This window comes from Pararhodobacter sp. (assembly GCF_034676075.1).
Classification (GTDB): domain Bacteria; phylum Pseudomonadota; class Alphaproteobacteria; order Rhodobacterales; family Rhodobacteraceae; genus Pararhodobacter.
On record NZ_JAUCCQ010000008.1, the window covers coordinates 48693 to 73144 of the forward strand.

Consider the following 24452-nt stretch of genomic DNA (forward strand, 5'->3'; position numbering starts at 1 on the left):
GCGCCCCCCTCAGATCCGGCTGACCACGAGGTCGTGGCAGATGAAGCGGAAGTCCAGCGCCTGACGGGGCAGGGCGATCGACAGTTTCGGCATCTCGGCCTTGGCCAGCTGCCTGGCGCTGAACTCGCGGGTGATCTTGAGCGCGCCGCCGGGCGGGCAGGAATGGACGTGGTTCTCCTCGAACGCGTGGCTGCGGCGGCCGATAAGGTCCTTGTGCCGGACCGAGAGCGCGGTCTCGAAGAGGAAGCCCTGCGGGTGGCTGACGATCAGCTCGCAGCGCAGCCCCTCGCCGCGCCGGGCCAGCCCCGCAAGCGACAATTCCACCGCCGCCCAATCCTGCGTCTGGGGGATCTGCACCACCATCCGGCGTTCGACCGGCGAGGCATGCATCAGCAGGCCCGGCCGGCTTTCGGCCAGCGACAATTCGAACCGGTCGAGGAAGGGCGTGCCCGCCCCCAGCCGGTAGCCGAGGTTCAATTCGCCCACCGTCGGCCAGAGCGACCAGGCCCGGGCCTCGAGCGGGGCGGTCACCTCCTCGTGGAGGCTGACGCCGCTGACCCGGGCCTCCAGCGCGTCGATCTTGGCTCTGAGCGTCGCGGATTCGCCGTTGATCTTGTGCCAGAGCGCGCTGGTCTCGTCGTTCAGCTCCTTGATGACGGTGGCGGCGGTGGCGCGGATCAGGATGCCGGGATCGGCCCCTTCCGGCGGCGAGTTGAGCGGCATCTTCGCCAGGTCGGAATAGAGCCGCCAGTCATAGGACGGGTTGTCGAGCGTGTTCAGCGCGACATTCTGCGCCGTGTCGTCCTGCCGCCGGGTGCGGCGGTGGTGGAAGGCCAGCTTTCGGTCGAGTATCGCCACCCGCCAGCGTTGCAGGAAGCGCGTCATGAAGGCGCGGTCCTCCATGACGTTGAAGGCGGCGGGGAAACCGCCGACCTCCAGCGCTTCGGCCCTTCGCAGCATCCATTGCACCGGATAGAGGTCGTGGCGATAGGTCGCGTAGGCCACCGGATCGAGGAAGAAGTCCCGCCGCCGGAACGAGGGTGGCAGGTCATCCTCGCCCTCGGGCACCAGGGTTTCCGTGCCGTCCTCGGTCACCAGATCCTCGCGGATCGCGGTGACCAGCGAGGCGACGCCGCCGAAATCGGGCGCCATGGCGAGCGTCTGGTCATAGAGCCCCAGCAGCGCCTCCAGGAACTCCGGATCCCAGGTGTCGTCGTCGTCGAGGCAGCAGACGAACTCGGTCGCCAGCGCCTCCGCCCCGCGGTTGAAGGCGAGGGAGCGGCCGATGGACCGGGGCAGCGACAGCAGCTGCATGGCGCCACCCTTGAAGGCAGGCAACAGGCCATCGGCCTGCAGCGCGGCCTCCAGGAGCGCAGGATCGCCGCCGTCATTGACCAGCACCACCCGCCAGCTGTCCGTCGTCTGCGCCAGCACGCTGTGCAGCGCGCGGGTCACGAAGAGCGGCCGGTCCTTGGTGCGGATGACGATGCCGACACGCGGAGCGGAAGAAGTCATGTTCTGGGACAACCGATTGACTGCGCAAGGATAGCGGGTCCCTGAACCCGCCTCGGGCGTAGAGTATGCGAAGCGCCAAGTCCCGGTCCATCCCGAAAAGCCACAGTGCTTGCGGTTGCGCGAGGGCGGCATTCCGTGCCAGATCGGGCTTGCTCACCGACCCTGGACAGGCCGCGCACGGGGCCGCATTTGCTGCGCTTCTGCGGGTCCGTTTCCCTGGGCGACGGCTTGACTTCTGCCGCCACTTGAGGGTAGAGGACCGCCACGCCCCGCTCTCGTCGCGTTGTCGCCGATGCGGGGCGCGTTGTTTATCACCCCTTGAAGGGGCGCAGTTCGAGGCGGCGCAAGCCCATAACGCCCGGCGACGGGGGCCACAGAACGCGGAAACGAAAAGGAAGACAGGACATGTTCGCAGTCCTCAAGACCGGCGGCAAGCAATACCGCGTCCAATCGGGCGACGTGCTGCGCGTCGAACGTCTCGCCGCTGATGCCGGCGAGAAGATCCAGTTCAACGAGATCCTGATGCTGGGCGGCGATTCGACCGTCATCGGCGCGCCGCTCATCGCGGGTGCGGCGGTGCAGGCCGAAGTCATCGACCAGATCAAGGGCGAGAAGGTCATCCACTACGTCAAGCGTCGCCGCAAGCACAGCTCGCAGCGCACCAAGGGTCACCGTCAGCTGCTGACGCTGGTCCGCGTGACCGACATCCTCGCCGAAGGCGCGGACAAGTCGGGCGTGAAGGCCGCCATCGGCTCGGGCACCAAAGCCCCGGTCGAGGCCGAGCCCGCCCCGGCCGCGGAAGCCGCTGCCGAGAAACCGAAACGGGCGCCCCGCAAAAAAGCGGCGGCCGAAGCGCAGGAGTAAGACCCCATGGCTCACAAAAAAGCAGGCGGTTCGTCCCGCAACGGCCGCGACTCGGCCGGTCGTCGTCTCGGCGTGAAGATCTATGGCGGTCAGGTTTGCATCGCCGGCAACATCATCGTGCGCCAGCGCGGCACCAAGCATTGGGCCGGCGCCGGTGTCGGCATGGGCAAGGATCACACCCTGTTCGCGCTGCAAGATGGTCGCGTGACCTTCACCAAGGGCCTCAAGGGCCGCAGCTTCGTGTCGATCGTTCCGGTGGCCGAGGCCGCCGAGTAACTCAGTAGATACAATCGACTGATACTCCGGGGGCCGACAGGAAACTGCCGGCCCCTTCGCTTTTGTTCGTCCCCGTCCGAGTGTCGCCATGAATGCCCGTTCCAGCCTCGCCGCGCTTGCGCCGCGTCCGCCCCAGCCCGCCATCGAAGCGGGCAGCCTGCTGCTGCGCCCGTTGACCCCGGCCGACGTGCCGGCGCTGGCGCGTCACGTCGGCGATGTCCGGGTGGCGCAGGGCACGCGCTCGATCCCGCATCCCTTGCCCGAGGGCGCGGCCGAGGCCTTTGTCGCCGCGGCGCTGGCGCCCGGCCGGGACGAGGATGTCTGGGCCATCGACGGCACGCCGGGCGGCAGCGATCCGCTGGTGGGGGTCGTCTCGCTCAAGGCGCTCGACCGCAAGCAAAGCCAGATCGGCTATTGGGTGGCGCCCGCCTTCTGGCACACCGGCATCGCCTCGGCGGCGGTGCGGGCGCTGCTCGATGCCAATCCGCATGCCAATTGCACGGTCTTCGCCGAGGTGTTCCAGGACAATCCCGTCTCGGCGCGGATCCTGACCAATGCCGGGTTCGAATATATCGGCGATGCCGAGGCCTGGTCGGTCGCCCGGGCTGGCGCCGTGCCAACCTGGACCTATCTGCGCAAGATGGCCTGAGAGGGCCTGCCGCGCCTTTCCTCCGGGGCTCGCGCCGTCGCGCGGGCCTTGATCCGCCGCGCGCATGGGGCTATCGCCAAGTCTTGCGCCAAACTGGACCGTCTCATGAAATTCCTCGATCTCGCCAAGGTTACCATCCGTTCGGGTTCCGGCGGCAACGGCTGCGTCAGTTTCCGGCGCGAGAAATTCGTCGAATACGGCGGCCCGGACGGGGGTGACGGCGGTTCCGGCGGCGATGTCTGGGCCGAGGTCGTGCCCGCGCTCAACACGCTGATCGATTTCCGCTATCAGCAGCATTTCTTCGCCGGCAACGGTCGGCCCGGCATGGGCAGCCAGCGCACCGGCAAGGATGGTGACGACATCGTGCTGAAGGTGCCGCAAGGGACCGAGATCCTGGAGGACGACGGCGAGACGGTGATCGCCGACCTGACCGAGATCGGCCAGAAGGTGCTCTTGGCCAAGGGCGGCAACGGCGGCTGGGGCAACCTGCGGTTCAAGACCTCGACCAACCAGTCGCCGCGCAAGGGCAACCCGGGGCAGGAGGGCGTCGAGCGCGAGATCTGGCTGCGGCTGAAGCTGATCGCCGATGCGGGTCTGGCGGGGCTGCCGAATGCGGGGAAATCCACCTTCCTCGCCGCCACCTCGAACGCCCGGCCGAAGATCGCCGATTACCCGTTCACCACGCTGCACCCGAACCTCGGCGTCGTCGGCATCGACCAGCGCGAATTCGTGCTGGCCGACATCCCCGGCCTGATCGAGGGCGCGTCCGAAGGCCGGGGTCTGGGCGACCAGTTTCTGGGCCATATCGAGCGCTGCGCGGTGCTGCTGCATCTGGTTGACGGCACCTCCGAGGACGTGGCCGAGGATTTCCGCGTCATCGACCATGAGTTGGAGCTTTATTCCGAGGTGGTCTACGACAAGCCGCGGATCGTCGGGCTGAACAAGATCGACGCGCTGATGGACGAGGAAATCGCCGAGAAACGCGCGGCGCTGGAAGAGGCCTCGGGCGGGCGGGTCTATCTGCTGTCCGGCGCGACCGGCAAGGGCGTGACCGAGGTGCTGCGCGCCCTCTGGGCCGAGATTTCCGCGCAACGGGCCGAAGCCGCGGCCGAGGGAGACGACGAATCGTGGCAACCCTGACCGAGACCCGGCTGTCGCTGACCCAGGCGCGGCGGCTGGTCATCAAGATCGGCTCGGCGCTTCTGGTCAATGCGGCCAGCGGTCAGTTGAAATCGGACTGGCTGCGCGCGCTGGCCGAGGATGTGGCCGAAGCCAAGGCGCGGGGCGCCGATGTGGTGCTGGTCTCCTCGGGCTCCATCGCCCTGGGGCGCCGGGTGCTGGGGCTGCCGAAGGGCGAACTGGCGCTGGAGCAATCGCAGGCCGCCGCCGCCGTGGGACAGATCCGTCTGGCGCGCGCCTATGAGGAGGCCTTGCAGCCCCATGGCATCACCACCGCGCAGGTGCTGGTGACGCTGGAGGATACCGAGGACCGGCGCCGCTATCTGAACACCCGCGCGACGATGGAGACGCTGCTGTCCTTGGGCGTCGTGCCCATCGTCAACGAGAATGACACCGTGGCCACGGACGAGATCCGCTACGGCGACAACGACCGGCTGGCGGCGCAGGTGGCGATCACCATCGGCGCCGATCAGCTGGCGCTGCTGTCGGATGTGGACGGGCTCTATACCGGAAACCCGCATGTGGACCCCACCGCCCGGCGCCTCGACTACGTCGCCGATGTCACGCCCGAGATCGAGGCGATGGCGGGCGATCCGGTCTCCGGCCTTTCAAAGGGCGGGATGAAGACCAAGGTGATGGCCGCGCGCACCGCGACGCATGGCGGCTGCGCCATGGTCATCGCTGCCGGGGCGCCCCTGCGGCCGCTGACGGCGATCGAAGAGGGCGCGAATTGCACCTGGTTCGGTGCGCTCGGCGACCCGCAGGCCGCCCGCAAGCGCTGGATCGCGGCGATGAAGCCCAAGGGCGTGCTGCGGATCGATGCGGGCGCGGCGCAGGCTTTGGGGCAGGGCAAGTCGCTGCTTCCCGCGGGCGTCACCGCGGTTGAAGGGGTTTTCGGCCGGGGCGAGCCGGTGGCGATCCAGGGGCCCGAGGGGGCGCTGGGGATCGGCCTTGTCCGCTACACGGCCGAGGAAGCGCGCAAGATCAAGGGCAAGCGGTCGGATGCGATCGCGGCGGTGCTGGGCTATGCCGGCCGCGCCGCGCTCATTCACCGCGACGATATGGTTCTCTAGGAGGGGCAGATGGACGGCATGGATATCGCCACGCTGATGGAAGGTCTGGGCGCGCGCGCCCGCGAGGCTTCGGCCGAGCTGGCCTTCGCCCCGCCGCAGGCCAAGGAAGCGGCGCTTCTGGCCGCGGCCGAGGCGGTCGAGGCCTCGCTGCCGCAGATCCTGGAGGCCAATGCCAAGGACATGGCTTTCGGCCGCAACAAGGGCCTCAGCGACGCCATGCTCGACCGGCTGAAGCTGGACGACGCCCGGATTGCCGGCATCGTCGCCGGGCTCCGCGCCGTTGCGGCGCAGGCCGATCCGGTGGGCGCGGTGCTGGCCGAATGGGACATGCCCAGCGGGCTGCATATCCGCCGAGTCCGCACGCCTTTGGGCGTGATCGGCGTGATCTATGAAAGCCGCCCGAACGTGACCGCCGATGCCGCCGCGCTCTGCCTCAAGTCCGGCAATGCGGTGATCCTGCGCGGCGGGTCCGAGAGCTATCATTCCTCGCAGGCGCTGCTGGCCTGCATGGTCGCGGGGCTGAAGGCTGCAGGCCTGCCCGAAGGCGCCATCCAGATGGTGCCGACCCGCGACCGCGCCGCGGTCTCCGAAATGCTGCGCATGGTCAAGTATATCGACGTCATCGTGCCCCGGGGCGGCAAGGGCCTCGTCGGGCTGGTGCAGGCCGAGGCCCGGGTGCCGGTCTTCGCCCATCTGGAGGGGATCTGCCACATCTACGCCGACGGCGAGGCCGATCTGGAGAAAGCCCGCCGCGTCGTCCTGAACGCCAAGACCCGCCGCACCGGCATCTGCGGCGCCGCCGAATGCCTGCTGATCGACCGCGCCTTCTATGCCAAGCATGGCGGGGTGCTGATCGAGGATCTGCTGAAGGCTGGTGTCGAGGTCAGGGTCGAAGGGGAATTGCTCAGCATTCCCGGTACGATGGAGGCCAAAGCTGACGATTTCGGCCGCGAGTTCCTGGACATGATCATCGCCGCGAAGCTGGTCGATGGGGTGGACGGGGCGATTGCCCATATCCGCCGCTACGGCAGCCAGCACACAGAGTCGATTCTGACGGAAAATCAAGCCACTGCGGACCGTTTCTTCCAGCGGCTCGACTCGGCGATCCTGATGCACAACGCGTCCACGCAATTCGCCGATGGCGGTGAATTCGGCATGGGGGCCGAGATCGGCATCGCCACCGGCAAGATGCATGCCCGCGGCCCGGTGGGCGCCGAGCAGCTGACCAGCTTCAAGTATCTGGTGACCGGCGAGGGCACGATCAGAGGCTGATCGCGATCCCGCCTTCGTCCCGGGTGACCGCCACCGCGCCGCCGTCGGCCAGCAGCGCGAAATGCACGGTGGCGGCCGCCGGGGCCTCGGGCGGGGTGCCGGTGGCCAGCGCTTCCCACAGGTCGGGGTCCAGCTTCATCCGCGGGGCCCGGGCGCTGACGCCCTGACCGGTCACCTGCGCCGTGCCACCCCAGGGCAGCGCCGTTTCCAGGCAGAGCGCGGCCAGGGCCAGCCGTTTCGCTTGCACGCGGGGCAGGGGTCCGCGCAGTCCGCACTCGACCGTCAGGCGGCCATTCAGCGACAGGGCCTGCAGCGCCTCGGCCAGATCCTCGGCCTTTGCCTCCTGCCCGGGTTGCGCCGCGCCGAAGGCCAGCCGGTAGAGCCGGACCCGGGCCTGCGCCGCCGCCACAGCCTGTTCGATCAGGGCCAGTTCGTCCGAGCCCTCGTGCAGCATTTTCAGCAGCTCGACCCCGTTGCCGATCGCGCCAAGAGGGCTTACCAGATCATGGCAAAGCCGCGAGCCGACCAGCGCGGCGAGATCGGGCGCGCTCATGCGCCCGCCTCGACGGTCTGGCCGGCCCCTGCACAGGAGCGATCCCATGGCCCAGTTGCTGGAGCCCGGCATGTTTGTCCGCCACCCGGCCCAGCCCGATTGGGGGCTTGGGCAGGTTCAATCCGTGGTGGGCGACCGCGTGACGGTGAATTTCGAAGAGGCCGGGAAGGTCGTGGTGGATACACGGGTCATCAATCTCGATTGGGTGCCGGGGCTTTAGCCGGGAAATCCGGCCGAGCCTAGGACCGAAGCCCGCCCCAAGTCAACGGCACCCCGGGAGGGGAGGAACAGCGATGAATGAAGCACAAAGCCCCGCCGCCGCCCCGCGCGAGATCGCCTATGAGGTGCGTCTGGCGCAAGACGAGCGCGACCTCAAGGCTGCGCAGCGGCTGCGCTATGCGGTCTTTGTCGAGGAGCTGGGCGCGCGCTGCGAGGGCGCCGATCACGCGGCGCGGCTGGAGCGGGACGCGCTGGACCCGCATTTCGACCATCTGCTGCTCATCGACCGCAACGCGGATCCCGAGACGCTGGACCATGTGGTCGGCGTCTACCGCCTGCTGCCACAGGACCGGGCCGCGGCGCTGGGGCGGTTCTATTCCGATGCCGAATACGACCTGGCGCCTCTCAGGGCTTCGGGCCGCAAGCTGGTCGAACTGGGGCGTAGCTGCGTGCATCCCGCCCATCGTCGCGGCGCCTCGATGCTGCTCATGTGGAACGGGCTGGCCGAATACGTGATCGCCCGGGGGATCGAGATCATGTTCGGCGTGGCCTCGTTCCACGGCGCCGATCCCGCGCCCCATGCCGAGGCCCTGAGCTGGCTCAACGCCCATCATCTGGCGCCCGAGGCCCTGCGCGTCACGGTCCGTCCCGGGCCGCAGGCACAGCGCATGGATCTGATCGACCCCGCCGCGCTGGACCGGACCCGGGCGCTGGCGGCCATTCCGCCCCTGATCCGCGCCTATCTGCGGCTGGGCGGGTTCGTGGGGCAGGGCGCCTTCATCGACCATGATTTCAACACCACGGATGTGTGCCTGATCATGGACACCTCCACCATGTCCGAGCGAGCCGTTGACTTCTACACCCGCAAAACCCCTCGCGGCTGAAACGCCCGTTCCCCGCGATCCCACCTGGGTCTCGCCCGATGGCGATCCACCGCCGGTCAGGATCGGGCCGCTGGGCTGGCTGGTGCTGGCGCTCAGGCTGCCGGTGCTGATCGTCGTCGTCTTCGGCGGGCTGGCGCTGCATCTGACGATCCGGCTGCTGGAGCGGCCGCTCTTCGGGCTCAGGCGGCCGGTCACGCCCTTCGTCACGCAGGCGGTCTGCCGGGCGGCCTTTCTGGTGCTGGGGATCGGCTTCCGGGTCCGGGGCCAGCCGATGCGGCGGCGCGGCGCGGTGGTCGCCAACCATGTGAGCTGGCTCGATATCTTCGCGATGAACGCGCCGCAGCGGATCTATTTCGTGGCCAAGAACGAGGTCGCGGGCTGGCCCGGGATCGGTTGGCTGGCCAAGGCCACCGGCACCGTCTTCATCCGCCGCGACCCGCGCGAGGCACGGGCGCAGAAGCTGGTGTTCGAGGCGCGGCTAAGGGCCGGGCATCACCTGTGCTTCTTCCCCGAGGGGACCAGTTCCGACGGGCTGAGGATCCTGCCCTTCAAGCCCACGCTCTTTGCCGCCTTCTTCGATCCCGATCTGGCGGGGCTGCTGTCCATTCAGCCGGTGACGCTGGTCTATACCGGCCCGCCGGGGCGCGACCCGCGCTTTTACGCCTGGTGGGGGTCGCTGGGCTTTGCCGGGCATCTGGTCCGGGTGCTGGCGCAGGTCCGCCAGGGCCAGGTCGAGGTGGTCTATCACCCGCCGATCCCGGTGGCCGAAACGCCCAGCCGCAAGGCGATGGCCACCCGGTGCGAGGCGGCGGTGAAGGCGGGGCTGATCGCGGGCCTGCCCGAGGGCAGCCTCAGGGACTAGGCCTCAGGGCGCCCAGTGGACGCTGGCCTTGGACAGGAGCGCGTTGATCGGCGCTTCGGTCGGCGAGAGTTTCTGCGCCCGCTCCAGCGCCTCGCGCTTCTCGGCGCCGACGATCAGCACATGCAGCGCGAAGGCGCCTTTCAGCACGCGCGCGCTCATCGTCACGCGCGGTTCAGGCGCACCGGGGGCGGTGATCGGCACGATGACCGGCGCGTCATTGGCAAGCGCCAGCGCCAGCTCCGGCGCGCCCGGGAACATCGAGGCGGTGTGCATGTCGGACCCCATGCCGACCAGCGCCACGTCGACCGGCAACAGCGGCGCCAGTTCCGCCGCGACCTGCGCCGCGCCCTCGTCGGGCGGGAGGTCGCGCCAGAGGGGCAGCAGGTTCGCCGCCGAGGCCTTGCCGCGCAGAAGCCGCGCGCGGAGTTGCCCGGCGTTCGAGCGGGGGTGATCCTCGGGCAGCCAGCGCTCGTCGCCGGGCACGACGTCCACCCGGTCCCAGTCGATGTCCACCGCCGACAGCATGTCGAAGACCGGGCCGGGCGTGGTGCCGCCCGGCACCGCGAAGAGCGCGCGATCGCGCCTGAGCAGCGCCTCGCGCAGGTCGCGCGACAGGATGCGGGCCAGGGACAGCATCATCATGTCGGCGTCGGAATATTCGATAAAGTCCATCAACGGATCTCGCGCCAGCTTCGTTGGTCCAGATGGATCAACTTAAGCGCTTCATCCGGTCCCGACGAGCCCGGGTCGTAAGCAAAGGGCCGGTCAGCGAACTTTTGCCAGTGGGCGATGATCGGATCGGTCCAGGCCCAGGCGGCCTCGACCTCGTCGCCGCGCATGAACAGCGTCTGGTTGCCGCGGATCACGTCCATGATCAGCCGCTCATAGGCGTCAGGGATATGCATGTCGTCGCCGAGCGCTTCGGCAAAGGACATGTCGAGCGCCACGTCCTTCAGCCGCATGCCGCCGGGGCCGGGTTCCTTGATCATCACCTTCAGCGTCATGCCCTCATCCGGTTGCAGGCGGATCACCAGCATGTTGGCTTTCCAAGGCGCGTCCTCGCCGAAGATGGAATGCGGCGGGTCGCGGAAGATCACGGCGATTTCCGAGGCGCGCGAGCGCAACCGCTTGCCGGTCCGCAGGTAGAAGGGCGTGCCCTTCCAGCGCCAGCTGGAGATGCCGACCTTGAGCGCGATATAGCTTTCGGTGGTCGAGGCTGGGTTTTCGACCTCCTCCCGATAGGAGGGCGTCGCGGCCCCGCCGGCGTATTGGCCACGCACCACATGCTGCGGCTCGACCGGGTCGAGGGCGTGGATCACCTTCAGCTTCTCGTCCCGCACCGCGTCGGGTTCGAACTTGTGCGGGGGCTCCATGGCGATCAGGCACAGAAGCTGCATCAGGTGGTTCTGCACCATGTCCCGCATGGCGCCCGATTTATCGTAATAGGGGCCGCGGCCGCCGACGCCCACGGTTTCCGCCACGGTGATCTGCACATGGTCGACGAAACGCGCGTTCCACAGCGGCTCGAACAGGATATTGCCGAAGCGCACCGCCATCAGGTTCTGGACGGTTTCCTTGCCGAGGTAATGGTCGATCCGGTAGATCTGCGTTTCGGTGAAATGCGCGGCGAGCGTCTGGTTCAGGGCGCGCGCCGTTTCCAGATCGTTGCCGAAGGGCTTTTCCACCACGATCCGCGTCTCGGGCGTGACCATGCCGTATTTGCCTAGGCCCGCGGCCAGCGGGCCGAAAAGCGAGGGTCCGACCGAGAAATAGAAGGCCCGCACCACGCCGTCGCGGAGTTTCGAGGCGAGTTCCGCCCAGCCCTCATCGCCCGTGGCCTCGACCGCGACGTAATCGAGCCTTTCGAGGAAATCGGCGCGCGCAGCCGGATCGGGGGCCTTGTCGCCCATGAATTCGTCAAAGGCCTCGGACACCATCTGCCGGAAGTCCGCGGCCGATTGCTCGGTCCTGGCGGCGCCGATGATGCGGGCTTCGGGCGGCATCTGCCCCTCGGCGAAACGCTGCCAGAGGGCGGGCAGGATCTTGCGACGGGCCAGGTCGCCGGTGGCGCCGAACACCACCAGGTCGAAGGGATCGACGGGAATGACGCGGGCGACCATGCCGGGCTCCTGCGAATTGTTAGCGGTAACTCGGCGCTTGAATAGGGCGGGCGCGCGGGAAAGTCCAGCCTTGCCGTCACAAGGTTAAGGCCGGGTTGACGCCTGGTTGATGGACGCTCAGGCGTCCAGTTCTGTATCCCAATAGAGGTAATCCGCCCAGCTTTCATGCAGGTGGTTCGGCGGGAAACGGCGGCCCTTGTCGATCAGCTCGGCCGAGGAGGGCCGATGCGGCAGGCGCTGCAGTGACAGGCCCGAATGACGCAGGCTTTTCGAGCCCTTGCGCAGGTTGCAGGGCGCGCAGGCGGCGACGACATTCTCCCAGCTGGTGACGCCGCCCATGGCCCGGGGGACCACGTGATCGAAGGTCAGGTCATGACGCGAGCCGCAATACTGGCAGGCGAATTCGTCCCGCAGAAAAAGATTAAAGCGCGTGAAGGCCACGCGCTTTCGGGGTTTGACGTAGTCTTTCAGCACCACGACAGACGGTATTCGCATTTCCATCCGCTGGCTGCGCACCGTCTGCTCGTATTCGGCAGCGATGGTCACCCGGTCCATCCAGACCGCTTTCACCGCCTCCTGCCAGGGCCAGAGCGACAGCGGGTAATAGCTGAGCGGCCGGTAATCGGCGTTCAGCACCAGCGCCGGGAATTGCCGCAGCGCCGCGGGTTCGTGCACGAAACTTTGCCTGAAGTCGCCGTCCATTCCTCGTCTCTCCTGGCAGGACCGGCCGAAGCGGAAGTTGCCCCGACTATATCCGGTGTTGCGCCTCTGACAAGCCCGCGAGATCGGGTGCCGGGCGCAGGATGCCGGTCCTGCATCACAAAGAGGCGACAGTTACGCCTCAGCGCGGCAATTTATCGTGCAGAAAGCCCAGAGCCAGCGACAGCCCTTCGTTATCGATGGAATGGCCGAGGCCCTTGCAGACATGGGCATAGGTCTCGACGCCCGCCTTGGTCAGGGCATCCGCCGCTTCGGGCAGGCTCTGCACCGGGACCATCGGGTCGGCGTCGCCATGGATCAGCAGCACCGGCGGCTTGGAGACGATCCAGCCCATGTCGTCCTTTTCCAGAAGCCGGCCCGAGAAGCCGACGACGGCGGCGATGGGCTCGGCCCGGCGCGGCGCGGTGGCGAGGCTCATCATCGTGCCCTGCGAAAAGCCGACCAGCGCCAGGGCCGAGGGCGGCAGGCCTTCATCCGCCAGCACCTGGTCGATGAAGGCGTTGATATCGGCGCGCGCCTGTTCGGCACCGGCCTTGGCGGCTTCCTCCGAGGAGCCGTCAAGCCAGGGGATCGGGAACCACTGGAAGCCGAAGGGATTGCCCTGGCAATTCTCGGGCGCGTCGGGGGCGTAGAAGGCGGTGCCCTTCAGATGCGGCGCCAGCGGGTCGGCGAGGCCCAGCAGATCGGCGCCATTCGCCCCATAGCCATGCAGGAAGATCACCACCGAGGTCGCGGAGCCCTTCGGCGCCCCCTTGCGGGCGGATTTCAGCGGGCGAGGGGGCATGGATCGTCCTTTCAGGTAATGCCTTCACGGCTTTTGGCATGGTGGTAGTAGTGCCAGAGCATCCCCGCGGCAACCGTGCGCCAGGGGGTCCAGGCCTCGGCCATGGCGCGCATCGGCTTTTCCTTGGGCCGCTCGGGCAGGTCGAACAGCAGCCGCGCGGCCTCCTGCAGGGCCAGGTCGTTCGGCGCGAAGGTGTCGGCGCGACCGAGGCTGAACATGACATAGATCTCGGCCGTCCAGCGGCCGATGCCGGGCACGGCGGTGAGGGTGGCGACGATCTCGTCCTCGGGTGCCTCGCGCAGCGCGTCGAAGTCGATCGCGGCCTCGGCCAGGGCCTTGATGTAGCGGGCTTTTTGGCGGGACAGGCCGTTCGCGCGCAGATGTTCCTCGCTGGCCGCGGCGTAGTGCGCGGCGGTCACCAGCTCGGCGGCCTGCAGTTTCGCGGCGATGGCCCGGGCCGAGGCCACGGAAACCTGCTGGCTGACGATGGCGCCGACCAGCGCCTCGAACCCGTCGCCGCGCCGCCTGAGCGGCGGCGGGCCGCAAAGTTCGAGCGCCCGGGCAAAGGGCGGATGGGCGGCGGCGAGCCATTCGGCCCCCTCGGCCATGCAGGCCTCGCTATGCAGGATACGCGGGGTCATGCGCGCCATTCTGCACGGGGTCGCGCCCGCCACAAGACCCGGGCGCCGGGCGTCCGGCCTGTTGCTGGAAGACAGCACCGGCGCGGGGAAAAGGCGCCGGGCGCTTTTGCGCTGGGAAACCCGGGCGCATCTTGGCAGAAAGGAGCGAAGCAACCTCTTGGAAGTGTTTTGATGAACGACTGGGCCGCATTGAGCGACCGCCTGCGCGAGACCGCCGACCGGCCGATCCGCGCGCTGTTTTCCGATCCGAACCGGGCGCAAAACTTTTCGGCGATTCTGGAAACTCCGGCGACCGGGCCGATTCTGTTCGATTATTCAAAGACGAATATCGACGAGGCGACCCGTGCCGCGCTGCTGGATCTGGCCCGGGCCCGGGGCGTCGAGGCCCGCCGCGACGCCATGTTCCAGGGCGCCCGGATCAACGAGACCGAGGATCGCGCGGTGCTGCACACGGCCCTGCGCAACCTGCAAGGCAGCGTGACGGTCGACGGTCAGGACGTCATGCCCGAGGTCCGCGCCACGCTGGCGCGGATGGAGAGTTTCGCCCGCGACCTGCGCGACGGCCGGATCCGCGCCGCGGGCGGCCGGGTCACGGATGTGGTCAATATCGGCATCGGCGGCTCGGATCTGGGCCCGGCGATGGCGGTGCAGGCGCTCTCGCCCTATGCCGACGGTCCGCGCTGCCATTTCGTCTCGAACGTCGACGGGGCGCATATCCATGACGTGCTGGAAGCGCTGAACCCGGAAACGACGCTGGTGATCGTCGCCTCGAAGACCTTCACCACCATCGAGACGATGACCAATGCCCAGACCGCGAAGGCCTGGATGTCGCGCGCCGTGGCCGAGCCCACCCGGCAATTCGTGGCGCTGTCGACGGCCTTGGACAAGACCTCGGCCTTCGGGATCGACCCGGCCCGGGTCTTCGGGTTCGCCGATTGGGTCGGCGGGCGCTATTCGATCTGGGGGCCGATCGGCCTGAGCCTGATGATCGCCATCGGGCCCGAGGATTTCCGCGCCTTTCTGGCGGGCGCTGCGGCGATGGACCAGCATTTCCTGACCGCACCGCTGGAGGCCAACATGCCGGTGGCGCTGGCCATGGTCGGCGTCTGGCACCGGCAGGTCTGCGGCCATGCCGCCCGCGCCGTGCTGCCTTATGACCAGCGGCTGGCCCGGCTGCCCGCCTATCTGCAGCAGCTGGAGATGGAATCGAACGGCAAGCGGGTGTCGATGGATGGTCAGGACCTTGAGGTGCCCTCGGGCCCCGTGGTCTTTGGCGAGCCCGGCACCAATGGCCAGCATGCCTTCTATCAGCTGATCCATCAGGGCACCGATGTCGTGCCCTGCGAATTCCTGCTGGCGGGGCAGGGGCATGAGCCCGCACTCGCCCATCAGCATCGCCTGCTCGCCGCCAATTGCCTGGCCCAGGCCGAGGCGCTGATGCAGGGCCGGACGCTGGAGGAAGCGCGGGCTCTGATGGCGGCGAAGGGGCTTGAAGGCGAGCAGCTGGAACGGCAGGCCCGGCACCGGGTCTTCCCGGGAAACCGGCCTTCGACCACGCTGCTCTATCCCAAGCTGACGCCCGCCATGCTGGGCGCCATCATCGCGCTTTATGAACACCGGGTGTTTGTCGAGGGCGTGGTGCTCGGGATCAATTCCTTCGACCAATGGGGCGTCGAGCTGGGCAAGGAGCTGGCGACGCAGCTGCTGCCGATGATCGAGGGCAAGGCCTCGACCGAGGGCCGCGACGGGTCGACGGCGGCGCTGGTGGCGCGGCTGCGCGAGTTCGGGGTCTGAGCGCCTGAGGCAGCTGCGGAACCGGGGGGCCAGCCCCCCGGACCCCCCGGGATATTTGAGGCGCAAAGATGCAGGTTAAAAAGGGGTAAAGCCCTAACCGAGGAAGCTGGAATGCTTCATCGTCTCGGGGACAGGGGCGCCGAGCCGGGTCAGGATCGTGGGCGCGAGCTGGCGCTGGTCCAAGAGCGTGTCTTTCGAAGGACCCTCGCCCTTGCCGAAGTAATAGAGCGCGAAATCCTGTTGATCCTCGCCGGTGCCGCCATGATGGCCGCGCAGCGACTGGCCATGGTCGGCGGTCACGATCACCTCATAGCCCATCGCCAGCCAGTCGGGCAGGAACTTGGCCAGCATCGCATCGAGCAACGCGCAGGCATGGTCCATCTCGGGGCAATCATGGCCGAAGCGGTGGCCCATGGAATCCAGCGTGCAGGTGTGCAGGATGCCGTAATCCAGACCGAAGCGCAGGCAGAGCGAGGTCAGCGTGGCGAAGAGATCGACGTCCGAGGGCGTCGTCTGGTTCATGTGGTCGTAGCCGGTCATGGTGTGGAACCGGCCATGGTTGATGCTGGCGCTCTCGGGTTCGTCGTATTCGATGTCGCGCACGTACTGGAAGGGCGCGCGGTTGAAGAATTCCGACCACCAGCTATGGGTTACGGCGCCGGTGACGCCGCCCGCCTTGCGGGTCTCGCTGAAGACGTCGGGCAGCTCGACCCGCTGGATATGGCCGTTCGACAGCACCCCATGCACCTGCGGCGCCACGCCCGAATGGATCGAGGCATAGCAGGGGCCGGACATCGAGGGCAGGACCGAGCGCATCTTCCAGACCCGCGCCTCGCCCGAGGCGACCCAACCCTCGAGACAGCCGAAATAGCGCCGCCAATTGGCGTAGGGCACGCCATCGAGGATGATGAGCAGGAGTTTGGTATCCATTCCGGGGCCTCTCTGGCGTTGCGAGTCGGGCCGAGACTAGCCGCTCGCAGGCGTCGTCGCAAACCGGGCGCGGCGGGGTCGCATTTGACGGGGCAGGGGTATCGGTCGTAGGTCAGGATCGCCCGGCATCCGATTGACGAAAGGCCCGCCATGACCCGCCCGAATATCCTGATCCTGATGGTGGACCAGCTGACCGGCACGCTGATGGACGATGGCCCGGCCGATTTCCTGCATGCGCCGAACCTGCGGAAGCTGGCGGCGGGCTCGGCCCGGTTCTCGCGCGCCTATTGCCCGAGCCCGCTTTGTGCGCCCGCCCGGGCCAGCGTCATGGCCGGGCAATTGCCGCGCCGCACCGGGGTCTATGACAACGCGGCCGAATTCCGGTCGGACACGCCCTGTTTCACCCACCATCTGCGGGCGGCGGGCTATCAGACGGCGCTGGCGGGCAAGATGCATTTCGTCGGGCCCGATCAGCTGCACGGGTTCGAGGAACGCCTGACGACCGACATCTATCCCGCCGATTTCGGCTGGACCCCCGATTACCGCAAGCCCGGCGAGCGGATCGACTGGTGGTATCACAACCTCGGCTCGGTGACCGGCGCGGGCGTGGCCGAGATCACCAATCAGCTGGAATACGACGATGACGTGGCGCATCTGGCCGGGCAGAAGCTCTATGATCTGGCTCGGGGGCATGACGCGCGGCCCTGGTGCCTGACGGTCAGCTTCACCCATCCGCATGACCCCTTCGTGGCGCGGCGGAAATACTGGGATCTTTACGAGGATTGCCCGGAACTGACGCCGCCCGAAGGTATCGCCTTTGCCGATCAGGACGCCCATGGCAAGCGGCTGCTGGAGAGTTTCGACTATCGGAACTTCGAGGCGTCCGAGCATGAGGTTCGCCGGGCAAGGCAGGGATATTACGCGAATATCTCCTATATCGACGACAAGATCGGCGAGATCCTCGATGTGCTGGAGAGGACGCGGCAGGAGGCGGTGATCGTCTTCCTCTCGGACCATGGCGAGATGCTGGGCGAGCGCGGGCTCTGGTTCAAGATGAATTTCTGGGAGGGGTCGGCCCGCGTGCCGCTGTTCATCGCCGGGCCCGGGATCAAGGCGCAGCGGGTCGATCAGGCGGTCTCGACGCTGGATCTGCTGCCGACGCTGTGCGATCTGGCGGGGCTGGAGATGGGGCGGATCCTGCCCTGGACCGATGGCGAAAGCCTGCTGCCCTTGATGCATGGCACCGGCGGCCGGGGGCCGGTGCCGATGGAATACGCGGCCGAGGGGACGGTGGCGCCGATGGTGGCGCTGATCGACGGGCCGTGGAAATACATCGCCTGCGCCGCCGATCCCGAGACGCTTTACAACCTCGACAGCGATCCGGACGAACGGGTCAATCTGGCGGGCGATCCGGCCTTCGCGCCGGTGCTGGACCGCTTCCGTGTCATGACCAAGGCGCGCTGGAATCTCAAGGACTTCGACGCCGAAGTTCGCGCAAGCCAGGCGCGGCGCTGGGTGGTTTACGAGGCGCTCAGGGCCGGGCGCTACGAGGATTGGGATTTCCAGCCGCACCGCGACGCCGGGCAGCGCTATATGCGCAACCACATGGATCTGAACATTCTGGAGGATTCCCAGCGCTTTCCGCGCGGGGAATGATCAGCCGATCTCGAGCAGGCGGACGGTGAGACGCGGGCAGGCGGCGCCCACTTCGCGGATCACCAGCTCGGCCCGCGGCAGAGGCCGGGTCAGCGCGTAGAGATCGCCGGCATAACCCAGATCCTCGAGCAGGATGCCGAGATCGACGATGTCGTAATCGGCGGTTATCAAGGGGGCCACGATCGCCTCGGGGGCGATGTTCTGCAGCATGCCGCTGTTCAGCATGCGCATCTGCGTCAAGATGATGGACTGCCGGTCGCGCCGTGGCGTCATCAGGGACAGGGCCTCAGCAGCGTCGATGAGCAGGACCGTGCCCGCGTCTTTGATTGACCGCGGAGCCGGAACCAGCTTGGTGCAGTCCTCCTGAGGAAGCTTGCCCTGTATCATTCCGACCGTAATCTCCTGGCGGGACATCCATTCTGGATTGCGCCGATCTTTGTTCAGGCCCTTATGCCGTTGCAACATTTAAGAACAGGTAAACAATTCGCTGCATTTGGCGGCAGGACAAGCGGCGATGCCTGATCCGGCCTCGGGTTTGTTCGATTTGTTGCATTTTGGCAACCAGCATTCTCGTTTTGCAACATGATTTGGGGGTATCATGGCAGGTTCACAGCAAAAACGCGGCCAAAGGGCGGCGTTCTGGCTATCCGTATATATTACATAATACCTATTATAGGACTATCGGATGCCGCCCTCCGGAGGCTCTTCCGTGCCGCCTGCCATGCGTCCCGTGACCCAGGTATTGAGCCAGGCGAGCCCGACCAGCGACAGACCCAGCGCCAGGAACGCCCCCACCCGCATCAGGCCGGTCAGCCCCGAAGCGTCGATCAGGAAGGCCTTGGCCGCCGCAAGCCCGATCAGCGCCAGCCCGGCGATGCGGTAGCCGGTCACGCCCAGCCGCAAGGCCAGCGCCAGCGCCAGCGCACCCGCCACCAGCAGCGCGATGGTATAGGCGTAGAGCTCTCCCTGCGCGAAGCCGGTATCGAGGCCCATGCGCTCGCCCCCGTGCCACAGATGCCGGATGACCAGCGCCAGCCAATAGATGCCCGGGATCGCTGCCAGGAATCGCGCGCGCGGGCGGTGGCGCAGGGTCCAGGCCAGCATCAGCGCCGGGGCCAGATAGGCCAGCGCCAGATCGTTCAGCACCGGCCAGCCGCGCACCGGCGAGGCCAGGAAACCGGGACCGGCCAACGGTGAGAACAGCGTCAGGTTGGCCAGCAGGCAGAGCCCGGCGGCGAAGCCCAAGAGACCCGCCAGACCCCGGCGGAGCCAGAGCATCGCCCGGCTGCCCGGCAGCGCCTTGGCCCGCGCGATCTGTACCGCGGCCAGCGCGATCAACACGCTCGCCTGCAGGCCCAGCGAGGCATGGGTGCTCAGCCCGTCGAGGAAGCGCGCGATGGCCACGGCCAGCACCACCGGGATCAGGCCCGAGAGCCCGGTCTCGGCGATGATCCGGCCCCAGTCGCGGGCCGGATGCGCCGGCAGACCACGGATCAGCGCCAGCGCCGCCAGCGGTCCCGCCAGCACCGCCAGCAGCGTGAGCCCGGTGTCGAGGGCTGACATCTGGCCCAGCAGGATCGGGTCGAGCCCCGGATCGAACAGCAGCCGCCAGCCCATCGCCATGGTGCCGAGGCCGATGATCCAGCCCAGATAGGGAATGTCGAAACGCCGGTCCATCGCCGCCGTCGCCGCCAGCAGCACGGCCAGTGCCACGGTCAGCGCCGCGGCCGAGAGGATCAGCATCAGGGCCAGGGCGATGGTGGCGATCGCGGCGGCCGCGGCCGCCCCCAGCCGGGCGCCCTGCCCGCCGTCGCGCCGCGCCGCCCAGAGCGCCAGTGCGGTGTATCCCGCGGCCAGCGCCATCACCGTGAACGGCCAGCCGGCGCCCAGCAGCGACATCGGTTTCCAGAAGACCTCGACCGCGACGAGCGTGGCGCCGGGCGTGGCGACGGCGAGGATCGCCCAGAGGTCGCGCGCCAGCCCCTCGGCCCGCTCGCTGCGCCAGAGCATCGCCAGGCCCGCCAGAACCGCCAGCGCCACGCTGCCTTGCGGCAGCCAGCTCTGCAGGTTGAGGATCATGGACAGAAGCAAGGGCGTGGTGATCCCGGCGAATGGCACCGCCAGCGGCAGGCCCAGGGCCGGGATCAGCGACAGATCGGCCAGCGCCGGGGCACGCGCGGTCCAGAGCGGCAGCAGCACCGCCAGTGCGCCCATCGCCAGCAGGCTCTCCGGGGCCTTGACCTGGGTGAGGATGGCGAGCGTCGCGCCGAGGACGGACAGGCCAGCGACGATCACCTCGAGGCCCGGGCGCGCGCGCCAGCGGTGCAGCGGCACGCCCTCGGCCCCCGGGACCAGACGGCCGCCGGGCAAGGCGGTGCCCAGAACCGCGATCCAGAGCGCCAGCAGCGCCAACCCCCAGGACGGCGCCCCGCCCATGGCGATCAGCACACCCGCAACCAGCGGCAGCGCCACCGCCAGGATCGAGACCCAGCCCCAGCGCCTCAGCCCGTCGATGCCCAGCCCCAGCGCCGCCACGGCGCCGAAGTAGCCGAATAGCAGGACGGGCGGCGGGCCGCTGCCGCCCAGCAGGAACGGCGCCGCCGTGCCGCCGAGGACACCCATCGCCGCCAGCATCGGCCCATGCACCCAGCCAAGCGCCATGGCGCCCGCAGCGATGAGCGCCAGCAGCAGCAGCGCGGCCTCGGCGCCCAGCACGGCATAGAGGTGATAGGCCGCCAGCACCGCGGCAAAGAGCGTGAGGACCCCCGCTCCGGCCAGCGTCGCGGGCACCAGCCCGGCCTGTCCCGCGTCCCAGCGGCGGCGAAGCGCTTCGCCCCCGGCCACCAGCGCCAGGCCCAAGGCCAGCGCCAGTGCGATGCGCATGGCGGGCGACAGAAGACCTTTCTCGATGGAATATTGCACCAGGAAGACGGCCGCCATGACCAGCGCCAGCCCTGCCACCGGATAGATCCAATTGGCCCTGAGCCAGGGCAGGAAACGGGCGAAGACCGAGGGACGCGCCGGTTTCCGCGCCGCCACCGGGCGGGGTTCCGGGGCCGGGGCAACATCCTTAACGGGGACCGCGGCGACGGGGGCCGTTTCGGCGACCGGAGCGCCCTGCCCGGCCTCCAGCGCGGCGATTCTCCGGGTCAGCCAGGCGATCCGCCCATGCGCGCGTTGCGCCACGATCAGGGCGACGACGGCGACCGACAGGGACAGAATCTCGAGCATGGCGCCCTCGCTTTTTCAGTGGACGCCCGGGATGCGTTGGCATAGGGCGGAGACCTCGGACCTTGCCACAACCCCATGGAGAAAGTCATGGTGTTCTCGCGCGCGATCAAGATCGCCCCCTCAATTCTCTCCGCCGATTTCGCCGATTTCGGACGCGAGATCCAGGCCATCGAGGCCGAGGGCGCCGATTGGGTGCATGTCGATGTGATGGACGGCCATTTCGTGCCGAACCTCACCTTCGGGCCGCCCGCTGTCGCGGCTTTCCGCAAACATGTGAAGACGGTGATGGACGTGCATCTGATGATCGCGCCGGTCGACCTCTATATCGAGGCCTTCGCCGAGGCCGGGGCCGATATCATCACCGCCCATGTCGAGGCGGGGCCCCACATTCACCGGACCCTGCAAGCCATTCGTGCGACAGGGAAAAAGGCGGGTGTGGCGCTCAATCCCGGCACCCCGGCCGAGGCCGTGGCGCATGTGCTGGACCTGACCGATCTGATCTGCGTCATGACGGTGAACCCGGGCTTCGGCGGGCAGAAATTCATCGACATGACCGCCAAGATCCGCACGCTGCGGGCCATGATCGGCGACCGGCCGGTGCATATCGAGATCGACGGCGGCGTCACCACCGAAACCGCGCCGCTGGTGGCCCGGGCCGGGGCCGATGTGCTGGTCGCGGGCTCTGCCGTGTTCAAGGGCGGCTCGGTTGCCAATCCCGCGCCCTATGGCGCCAATATCCGGGCCATCCGCCAGGCGGCGGATCTGGCCGCCAACGCCCGGCTCGCCTGAGCCCCCTCCCCCCGAAATCACCAGACGCAGACATTCCGGTGCAGCAAGCTGCACCGGATTGTCTTGCTGCATCGGGTTGGGAAAGGACACGGCAAGAGAACGCATTCCAGTCGTGCCAAAAAACGCCCGGTCCAGGTTGGGGGATCGGACGCGGCACTTCTGGCCACTCGTTAACTTTTTCAGAGTAAAGTCTTCGCTTCCAGCGCGTCAGTATGAGAATCCATACCCTCTGCAGGCCATATACTTAGCAAACTGCAAAAAAACCCGCCGCTCTCACATGCCCCAGGGCACCAGCGTGCGGCGCGGGCCCGTTTCGACCGGCGATGTCACGAACATCTGGTTAAGGAAGGTCGCCTTGATCAGCGCATGCGGAGTCGTCTCGACCCCCAGCGTTTCCCGGGCCAGACGCAGGTGTTTTTCGACCGTCGGCGTGGTGATGCCCATGATCACCGCGATATCGGCCGAGGTCTTGCCCTCGGCCACCCATTCCAGCACCTCGCGCTGACGCCGGGTCAGGCGGCGGCCGGGGGCGTGGTAGGGCAAGGACGACAGGCAGCGATGCGCCACGGCGGCGACGGCGAAGATCAGGTCCTGCATCTCGGCCAGGATGGCGTCGACATGGTGCTGCGGCACATCCGCCGGGGCGATGAGCGCCATCGCCGCCCTGCCCCGGGTCCGTTCGGGCATGAAGCCGATGGTGCAGCCGGTTAACAGGCCATGGCGGATGAAAAAATCGGTCCCGGCGGCCGAGACCGGGATATCCTCGTCGATGCCGGCTTCCTTGGCGGACATCGCCCAGCTGGCCACGCCCACATTCCGCAGCGCCCAGTTGAAGGTGATGCTCATGCGGAAATAGCCTTCGGTCACCATTTCATGGACCACGGATTGCGGCAGCGTGCTGTGGACCAGGTAATCCTCGGGGGCGCCGAGGATGGCGCCGCGCGAATCCGGCGAGTAGCCGTAGAGCACATGCTCGAAACCGAAACCGGAAAAGAAGTCGCAGATGTCGCGCCAGATCAGTTCCGCATCGCCGCAGGACAGGATCCGGGCCAGGAGCCTCGCCGTGCCCGCCTGAAACGACTGGGAAGACCCCGGCCTGGTGGGAACGGCCATGTCACTTGGAACGTGACGAAAACTCTGGTGCTCCATGGTAGGCGCCCGGGTCATTCCATTCGGTGTCATAAGAGTGCTGGACCAATTTTGTTCCATTGTCGAGGCACCCGGACACCGCGGTCAGAAAACCCGTGCCAAACCGGCATGAAATTTTTCCATTCAGTCAAGTTTTAGCAAAATAATTCAATGACTTGCACTAGTGCAATAAAAACACGCCGGAAAATCCCCAGGGTGGCCGCAGATTTTGCGGCGAATACGCGTTTTGGCAGAATGGCCCTGTGGGACCGAATCACCCCACTCCCATGAAAAAGGGCGGAGCCCGCGGCTCCGCCCCTCTCGTCGTCGCGCCGGGATCCTCCCCCGGGGCCGCGGCGGCTCAGCCGGCGAGGGTCTTGGCAACCTCGGCGGCGAAATCTTCCTGCTTCTTCTCCACGCCTTCGCCAACGGCGACGCGGGCATAGCCGGTGATCTCGACGCCAGCCTCTTTGGCCGCCTGTTCGACGGTCAGGTCGGGGTTGATCACGAAGGCCTGGCCCAGCAGCGTGTTCTCGGCGAGGAACTTCTTCATCCGGCCCGGGATGATGTTGTTGTGGATCACCTGCTCGGGCTTCGGCTTGGCGGCGGCGGCGTTCTCTTCCAGCGCCTTGGCGGTCTGCACCTGCAGCTCACGCTCGACGACGGCCGGGTCCATGGTGGCTTCCGACAGCGACAGCGGCGAGGTGGCGGCGATGTGCATCGCGAATTGCTTGCCGATCGCCTGCGCGGCGTCAGCCGGGCCCGTCAGCGCGACCAGCACGCCGATCTTGCCCATGCCTTCGGTCGCGGCGTTGTGCACGTAGGAGACCACGGTATCGCCTTCCAGCACATGCATGCGGCGGAAGGTCATGTTCTCGCCGATGCGGGCGATGGCGCCGTTGATGACGTTCTCGACGGTGTCGCCGTTGAGGTCGGCGGCTTTCACCACCTCGACCGACTCGCCGGTCTGCAGCGCGACTTTCGCCACTTCGCGGACCAGCGACTGGAAGTCCTCGTTCTTGGCGACGAAGTCGGTTTCCGAGTTGATCTCGATGGCGACGCCACGGCCGTTGTCGACGGCCACACCGACGAGGCCCTCGGCGGCGACGCGGTCGGCTTTCTTCGCGGCTTTCGCCAGGCCCTTGGTGCGCAGCCAGTCAACGGCGGCTTCCATGTCGCCGTCGGTCTCGGTCAGCGCCTTCTTGGCGTCCATCATGCCCGCGCCGGTCGAATCGCGCAGTTCCTTCACCATCGCAGCGGTAATCGCCATGATCTCTCTCCTTGAATGGGGATGCGGGCAGGGTTGCCCCCGC

General features: G+C 67.6%; 23 protein-coding genes and 1 pseudogene. 12 read left to right on the forward strand and 12 right to left on the reverse strand.

Annotated elements, in window-relative coordinates; all coding sequences use genetic code 11:
- Positions 1-9 precede the first annotated feature (9 nt).
- Entirely contained in the window at positions 10-1515 is a 1506-nt protein-coding gene (locus tag VDQ18_RS05020) for a glycosyltransferase family 2 protein (RefSeq protein ID WP_323019920.1), read from the reverse strand.
- Positions 1516-1920: 405 nt separating this feature from the next.
- On the opposite strand from VDQ18_RS05020, the pseudogene rplU reads away from it, so the two are divergent.
- The 6 genes and pseudogenes from rplU to VDQ18_RS05050 form a co-directional block, all read left to right on the forward strand.
- Positions 1921-2325: pseudogene (rplU, locus tag VDQ18_RS05025) on the forward strand (50S ribosomal protein L21); the annotation flags it as partial.
- A gap of 60 nt (positions 2326-2385) precedes the next feature.
- Positions 2386-2655 (forward strand): 50S ribosomal protein L27, encoded by a 270-nt coding sequence (gene rpmA, locus VDQ18_RS05030; protein ID WP_107752905.1) that lies wholly within the window; start codon positions 2386-2388, stop codon positions 2653-2655.
- An 88-nt stretch (positions 2656-2743) separates the two neighbouring features.
- Positions 2744-3304: a GNAT family N-acetyltransferase gene (locus VDQ18_RS05035; RefSeq protein ID WP_323019921.1), complete on the forward strand. Its 561-nt coding sequence runs from the start codon at positions 2744-2746 to the stop codon at positions 3302-3304.
- A 105-nt stretch (positions 3305-3409) separates the two neighbouring features.
- Positions 3410-4444 (forward strand): GTPase ObgE, encoded by a 1035-nt coding sequence (gene obgE, locus VDQ18_RS05040; protein WP_323019922.1) that lies wholly within the window; start codon positions 3410-3412, stop codon positions 4442-4444.
- Complete coding sequence (proB, locus tag VDQ18_RS05045; protein ID WP_323019923.1) at positions 4432-5556, forward strand: glutamate 5-kinase; 1125 nt, start codon at positions 4432-4434, stop codon at positions 5554-5556. Before obgE ends, proB begins: the two co-directional genes overlap by 13 nt.
- 9 nt (positions 5557-5565) lie before the next feature.
- Positions 5566-6828: a glutamate-5-semialdehyde dehydrogenase gene (locus VDQ18_RS05050; RefSeq protein ID WP_323019924.1), complete on the forward strand. Its 1263-nt coding sequence runs from the start codon at positions 5566-5568 to the stop codon at positions 6826-6828.
- Here the strand turns inward: VDQ18_RS05050 and VDQ18_RS05055 are convergent.
- Positions 6818-7381: a histidine phosphotransferase family protein gene (locus VDQ18_RS05055; protein ID WP_323019925.1), complete on the reverse strand. Its 564-nt coding sequence runs from the start codon at positions 7379-7381 to the stop codon at positions 6818-6820. The genes VDQ18_RS05050 and VDQ18_RS05055 overlap by 11 nt on opposite strands.
- Positions 7382-7427: 46 nt before the next feature.
- Between VDQ18_RS05055 and VDQ18_RS05060 the strand changes: the two genes are divergently transcribed.
- The 3 genes from VDQ18_RS05060 (at position 7428) to VDQ18_RS05070 (ending at position 9346) form a co-directional block, all read left to right on the forward strand.
- Complete coding sequence (locus VDQ18_RS05060; protein ID WP_323019926.1) at positions 7428-7601, forward strand: DUF3553 domain-containing protein; 174 nt, start codon at positions 7428-7430, stop codon at positions 7599-7601.
- 73 nt (positions 7602-7674) lie between these two features.
- Positions 7675-8484, forward strand: a complete 810-nt coding sequence (locus tag VDQ18_RS05065) for a GNAT family N-acetyltransferase (protein ID WP_323019927.1) — start codon at positions 7675-7677, stop codon at positions 8482-8484.
- Positions 8450-9346 (forward strand): lysophospholipid acyltransferase family protein, encoded by an 897-nt coding sequence (locus VDQ18_RS05070; protein WP_416235084.1) that lies wholly within the window; start codon positions 8450-8452, stop codon positions 9344-9346. Before VDQ18_RS05065 ends, VDQ18_RS05070 begins: the two co-directional genes overlap by 35 nt.
- Positions 9347-9349: 3 nt before the next feature.
- Here VDQ18_RS05070 and pgl read toward each other — a convergent pair whose 3' ends face one another.
- The 5 genes from pgl to VDQ18_RS05095 all read right to left on the reverse strand — a co-directional run bounded on the left by pgl (position 9350) and on the right by VDQ18_RS05095 (position 13611).
- Positions 9350-10018: a 6-phosphogluconolactonase gene (gene pgl, locus VDQ18_RS05075; RefSeq protein ID WP_323019928.1), complete on the reverse strand. Its 669-nt coding sequence runs from the start codon at positions 10016-10018 to the stop codon at positions 9350-9352.
- The gene (gene zwf, locus VDQ18_RS05080; protein ID WP_323019929.1) at positions 10018-11466 is read right to left on the reverse strand and encodes a glucose-6-phosphate dehydrogenase; all 1449 of its coding nucleotides are present in this window, start codon (positions 11464-11466) and stop codon (positions 10018-10020) included. Before zwf ends, pgl begins: the two co-directional genes overlap by 1 nt.
- Positions 11467-11583: 117 nt before the next feature.
- Entirely contained in the window at positions 11584-12168 is a 585-nt protein-coding gene (locus tag VDQ18_RS05085; protein WP_323019930.1) for an HNH endonuclease, read from the reverse strand.
- Positions 12169-12307: 139 nt separating this feature from the next.
- Positions 12308-12970 carry an alpha/beta hydrolase gene (locus VDQ18_RS05090; protein WP_323019931.1) on the reverse strand — a complete coding sequence of 221 codons (663 nt, stop codon included), beginning with the start codon at positions 12968-12970 and terminating at the stop codon, positions 12308-12310.
- Positions 12971-12981: 11 nt separating this feature from the next.
- A complete protein-coding gene (locus tag VDQ18_RS05095) occupies positions 12982-13611 on the reverse strand; it encodes a DNA-3-methyladenine glycosylase 2 family protein (RefSeq protein WP_323019932.1) in 630 nt (209 codons plus the stop codon).
- Between the two features lie 168 nt (positions 13612-13779).
- Between VDQ18_RS05095 and pgi the strand changes: the two genes are divergently transcribed.
- Positions 13780-15405 carry a glucose-6-phosphate isomerase gene (gene pgi, locus VDQ18_RS05100; protein ID WP_416235085.1) on the forward strand — a complete coding sequence of 542 codons (1626 nt, stop codon included), beginning with the start codon at positions 13780-13782 and terminating at the stop codon, positions 15403-15405.
- 93 nt (positions 15406-15498) lie between these two features.
- On the opposite strand, the gene VDQ18_RS05105 is transcribed toward pgi, so the two are convergent.
- Complete coding sequence (locus VDQ18_RS05105; protein ID WP_323019934.1) at positions 15499-16335, reverse strand: alkaline phosphatase family protein; 837 nt, start codon at positions 16333-16335, stop codon at positions 15499-15501.
- A 150-nt stretch (positions 16336-16485) separates the two neighbouring features.
- Between VDQ18_RS05105 and betC the strand changes: the two genes are divergently transcribed.
- Entirely contained in the window at positions 16486-17991 is a 1506-nt protein-coding gene (gene betC, locus VDQ18_RS05110) for a choline-sulfatase (protein WP_323019935.1), read from the forward strand.
- On the opposite strand, the gene VDQ18_RS05115 is transcribed toward betC, so the two are convergent.
- Both VDQ18_RS05115 and VDQ18_RS05120 read right to left on the reverse strand, forming a co-directional pair.
- Complete coding sequence (locus VDQ18_RS05115; protein WP_323019936.1) at positions 17992-18378, reverse strand: hypothetical protein; 387 nt, start codon at positions 18376-18378, stop codon at positions 17992-17994.
- Positions 18379-18669: 291 nt separating this feature from the next.
- Positions 18670-21222 (reverse strand): DUF2339 domain-containing protein, encoded by a 2553-nt coding sequence (locus VDQ18_RS05120; RefSeq protein WP_323019937.1) that lies wholly within the window; start codon positions 21220-21222, stop codon positions 18670-18672.
- An 87-nt stretch (positions 21223-21309) separates the two neighbouring features.
- Here VDQ18_RS05120 and rpe point away from each other — a divergent pair, with 87 nt between their 5' ends.
- Positions 21310-22011, forward strand: a complete 702-nt coding sequence (rpe, locus tag VDQ18_RS05125; protein WP_323019938.1) for a ribulose-phosphate 3-epimerase — start codon at positions 21310-21312, stop codon at positions 22009-22011.
- 273 nt (positions 22012-22284) lie between these two features.
- Here rpe and VDQ18_RS05130 read toward each other — a convergent pair whose 3' ends face one another.
- Together VDQ18_RS05130 and tsf are read right to left on the reverse strand one after the other, a co-directional pair.
- Entirely contained in the window at positions 22285-23124 is an 840-nt protein-coding gene (locus VDQ18_RS05130; protein ID WP_323019939.1) for a helix-turn-helix transcriptional regulator, read from the reverse strand.
- A 376-nt stretch (positions 23125-23500) separates the two neighbouring features.
- Entirely contained in the window at positions 23501-24409 is a 909-nt protein-coding gene (gene tsf / locus VDQ18_RS05135; RefSeq protein WP_323019940.1) for a translation elongation factor Ts, read from the reverse strand.
- Positions 24410-24452 lie beyond the last annotated feature (43 nt).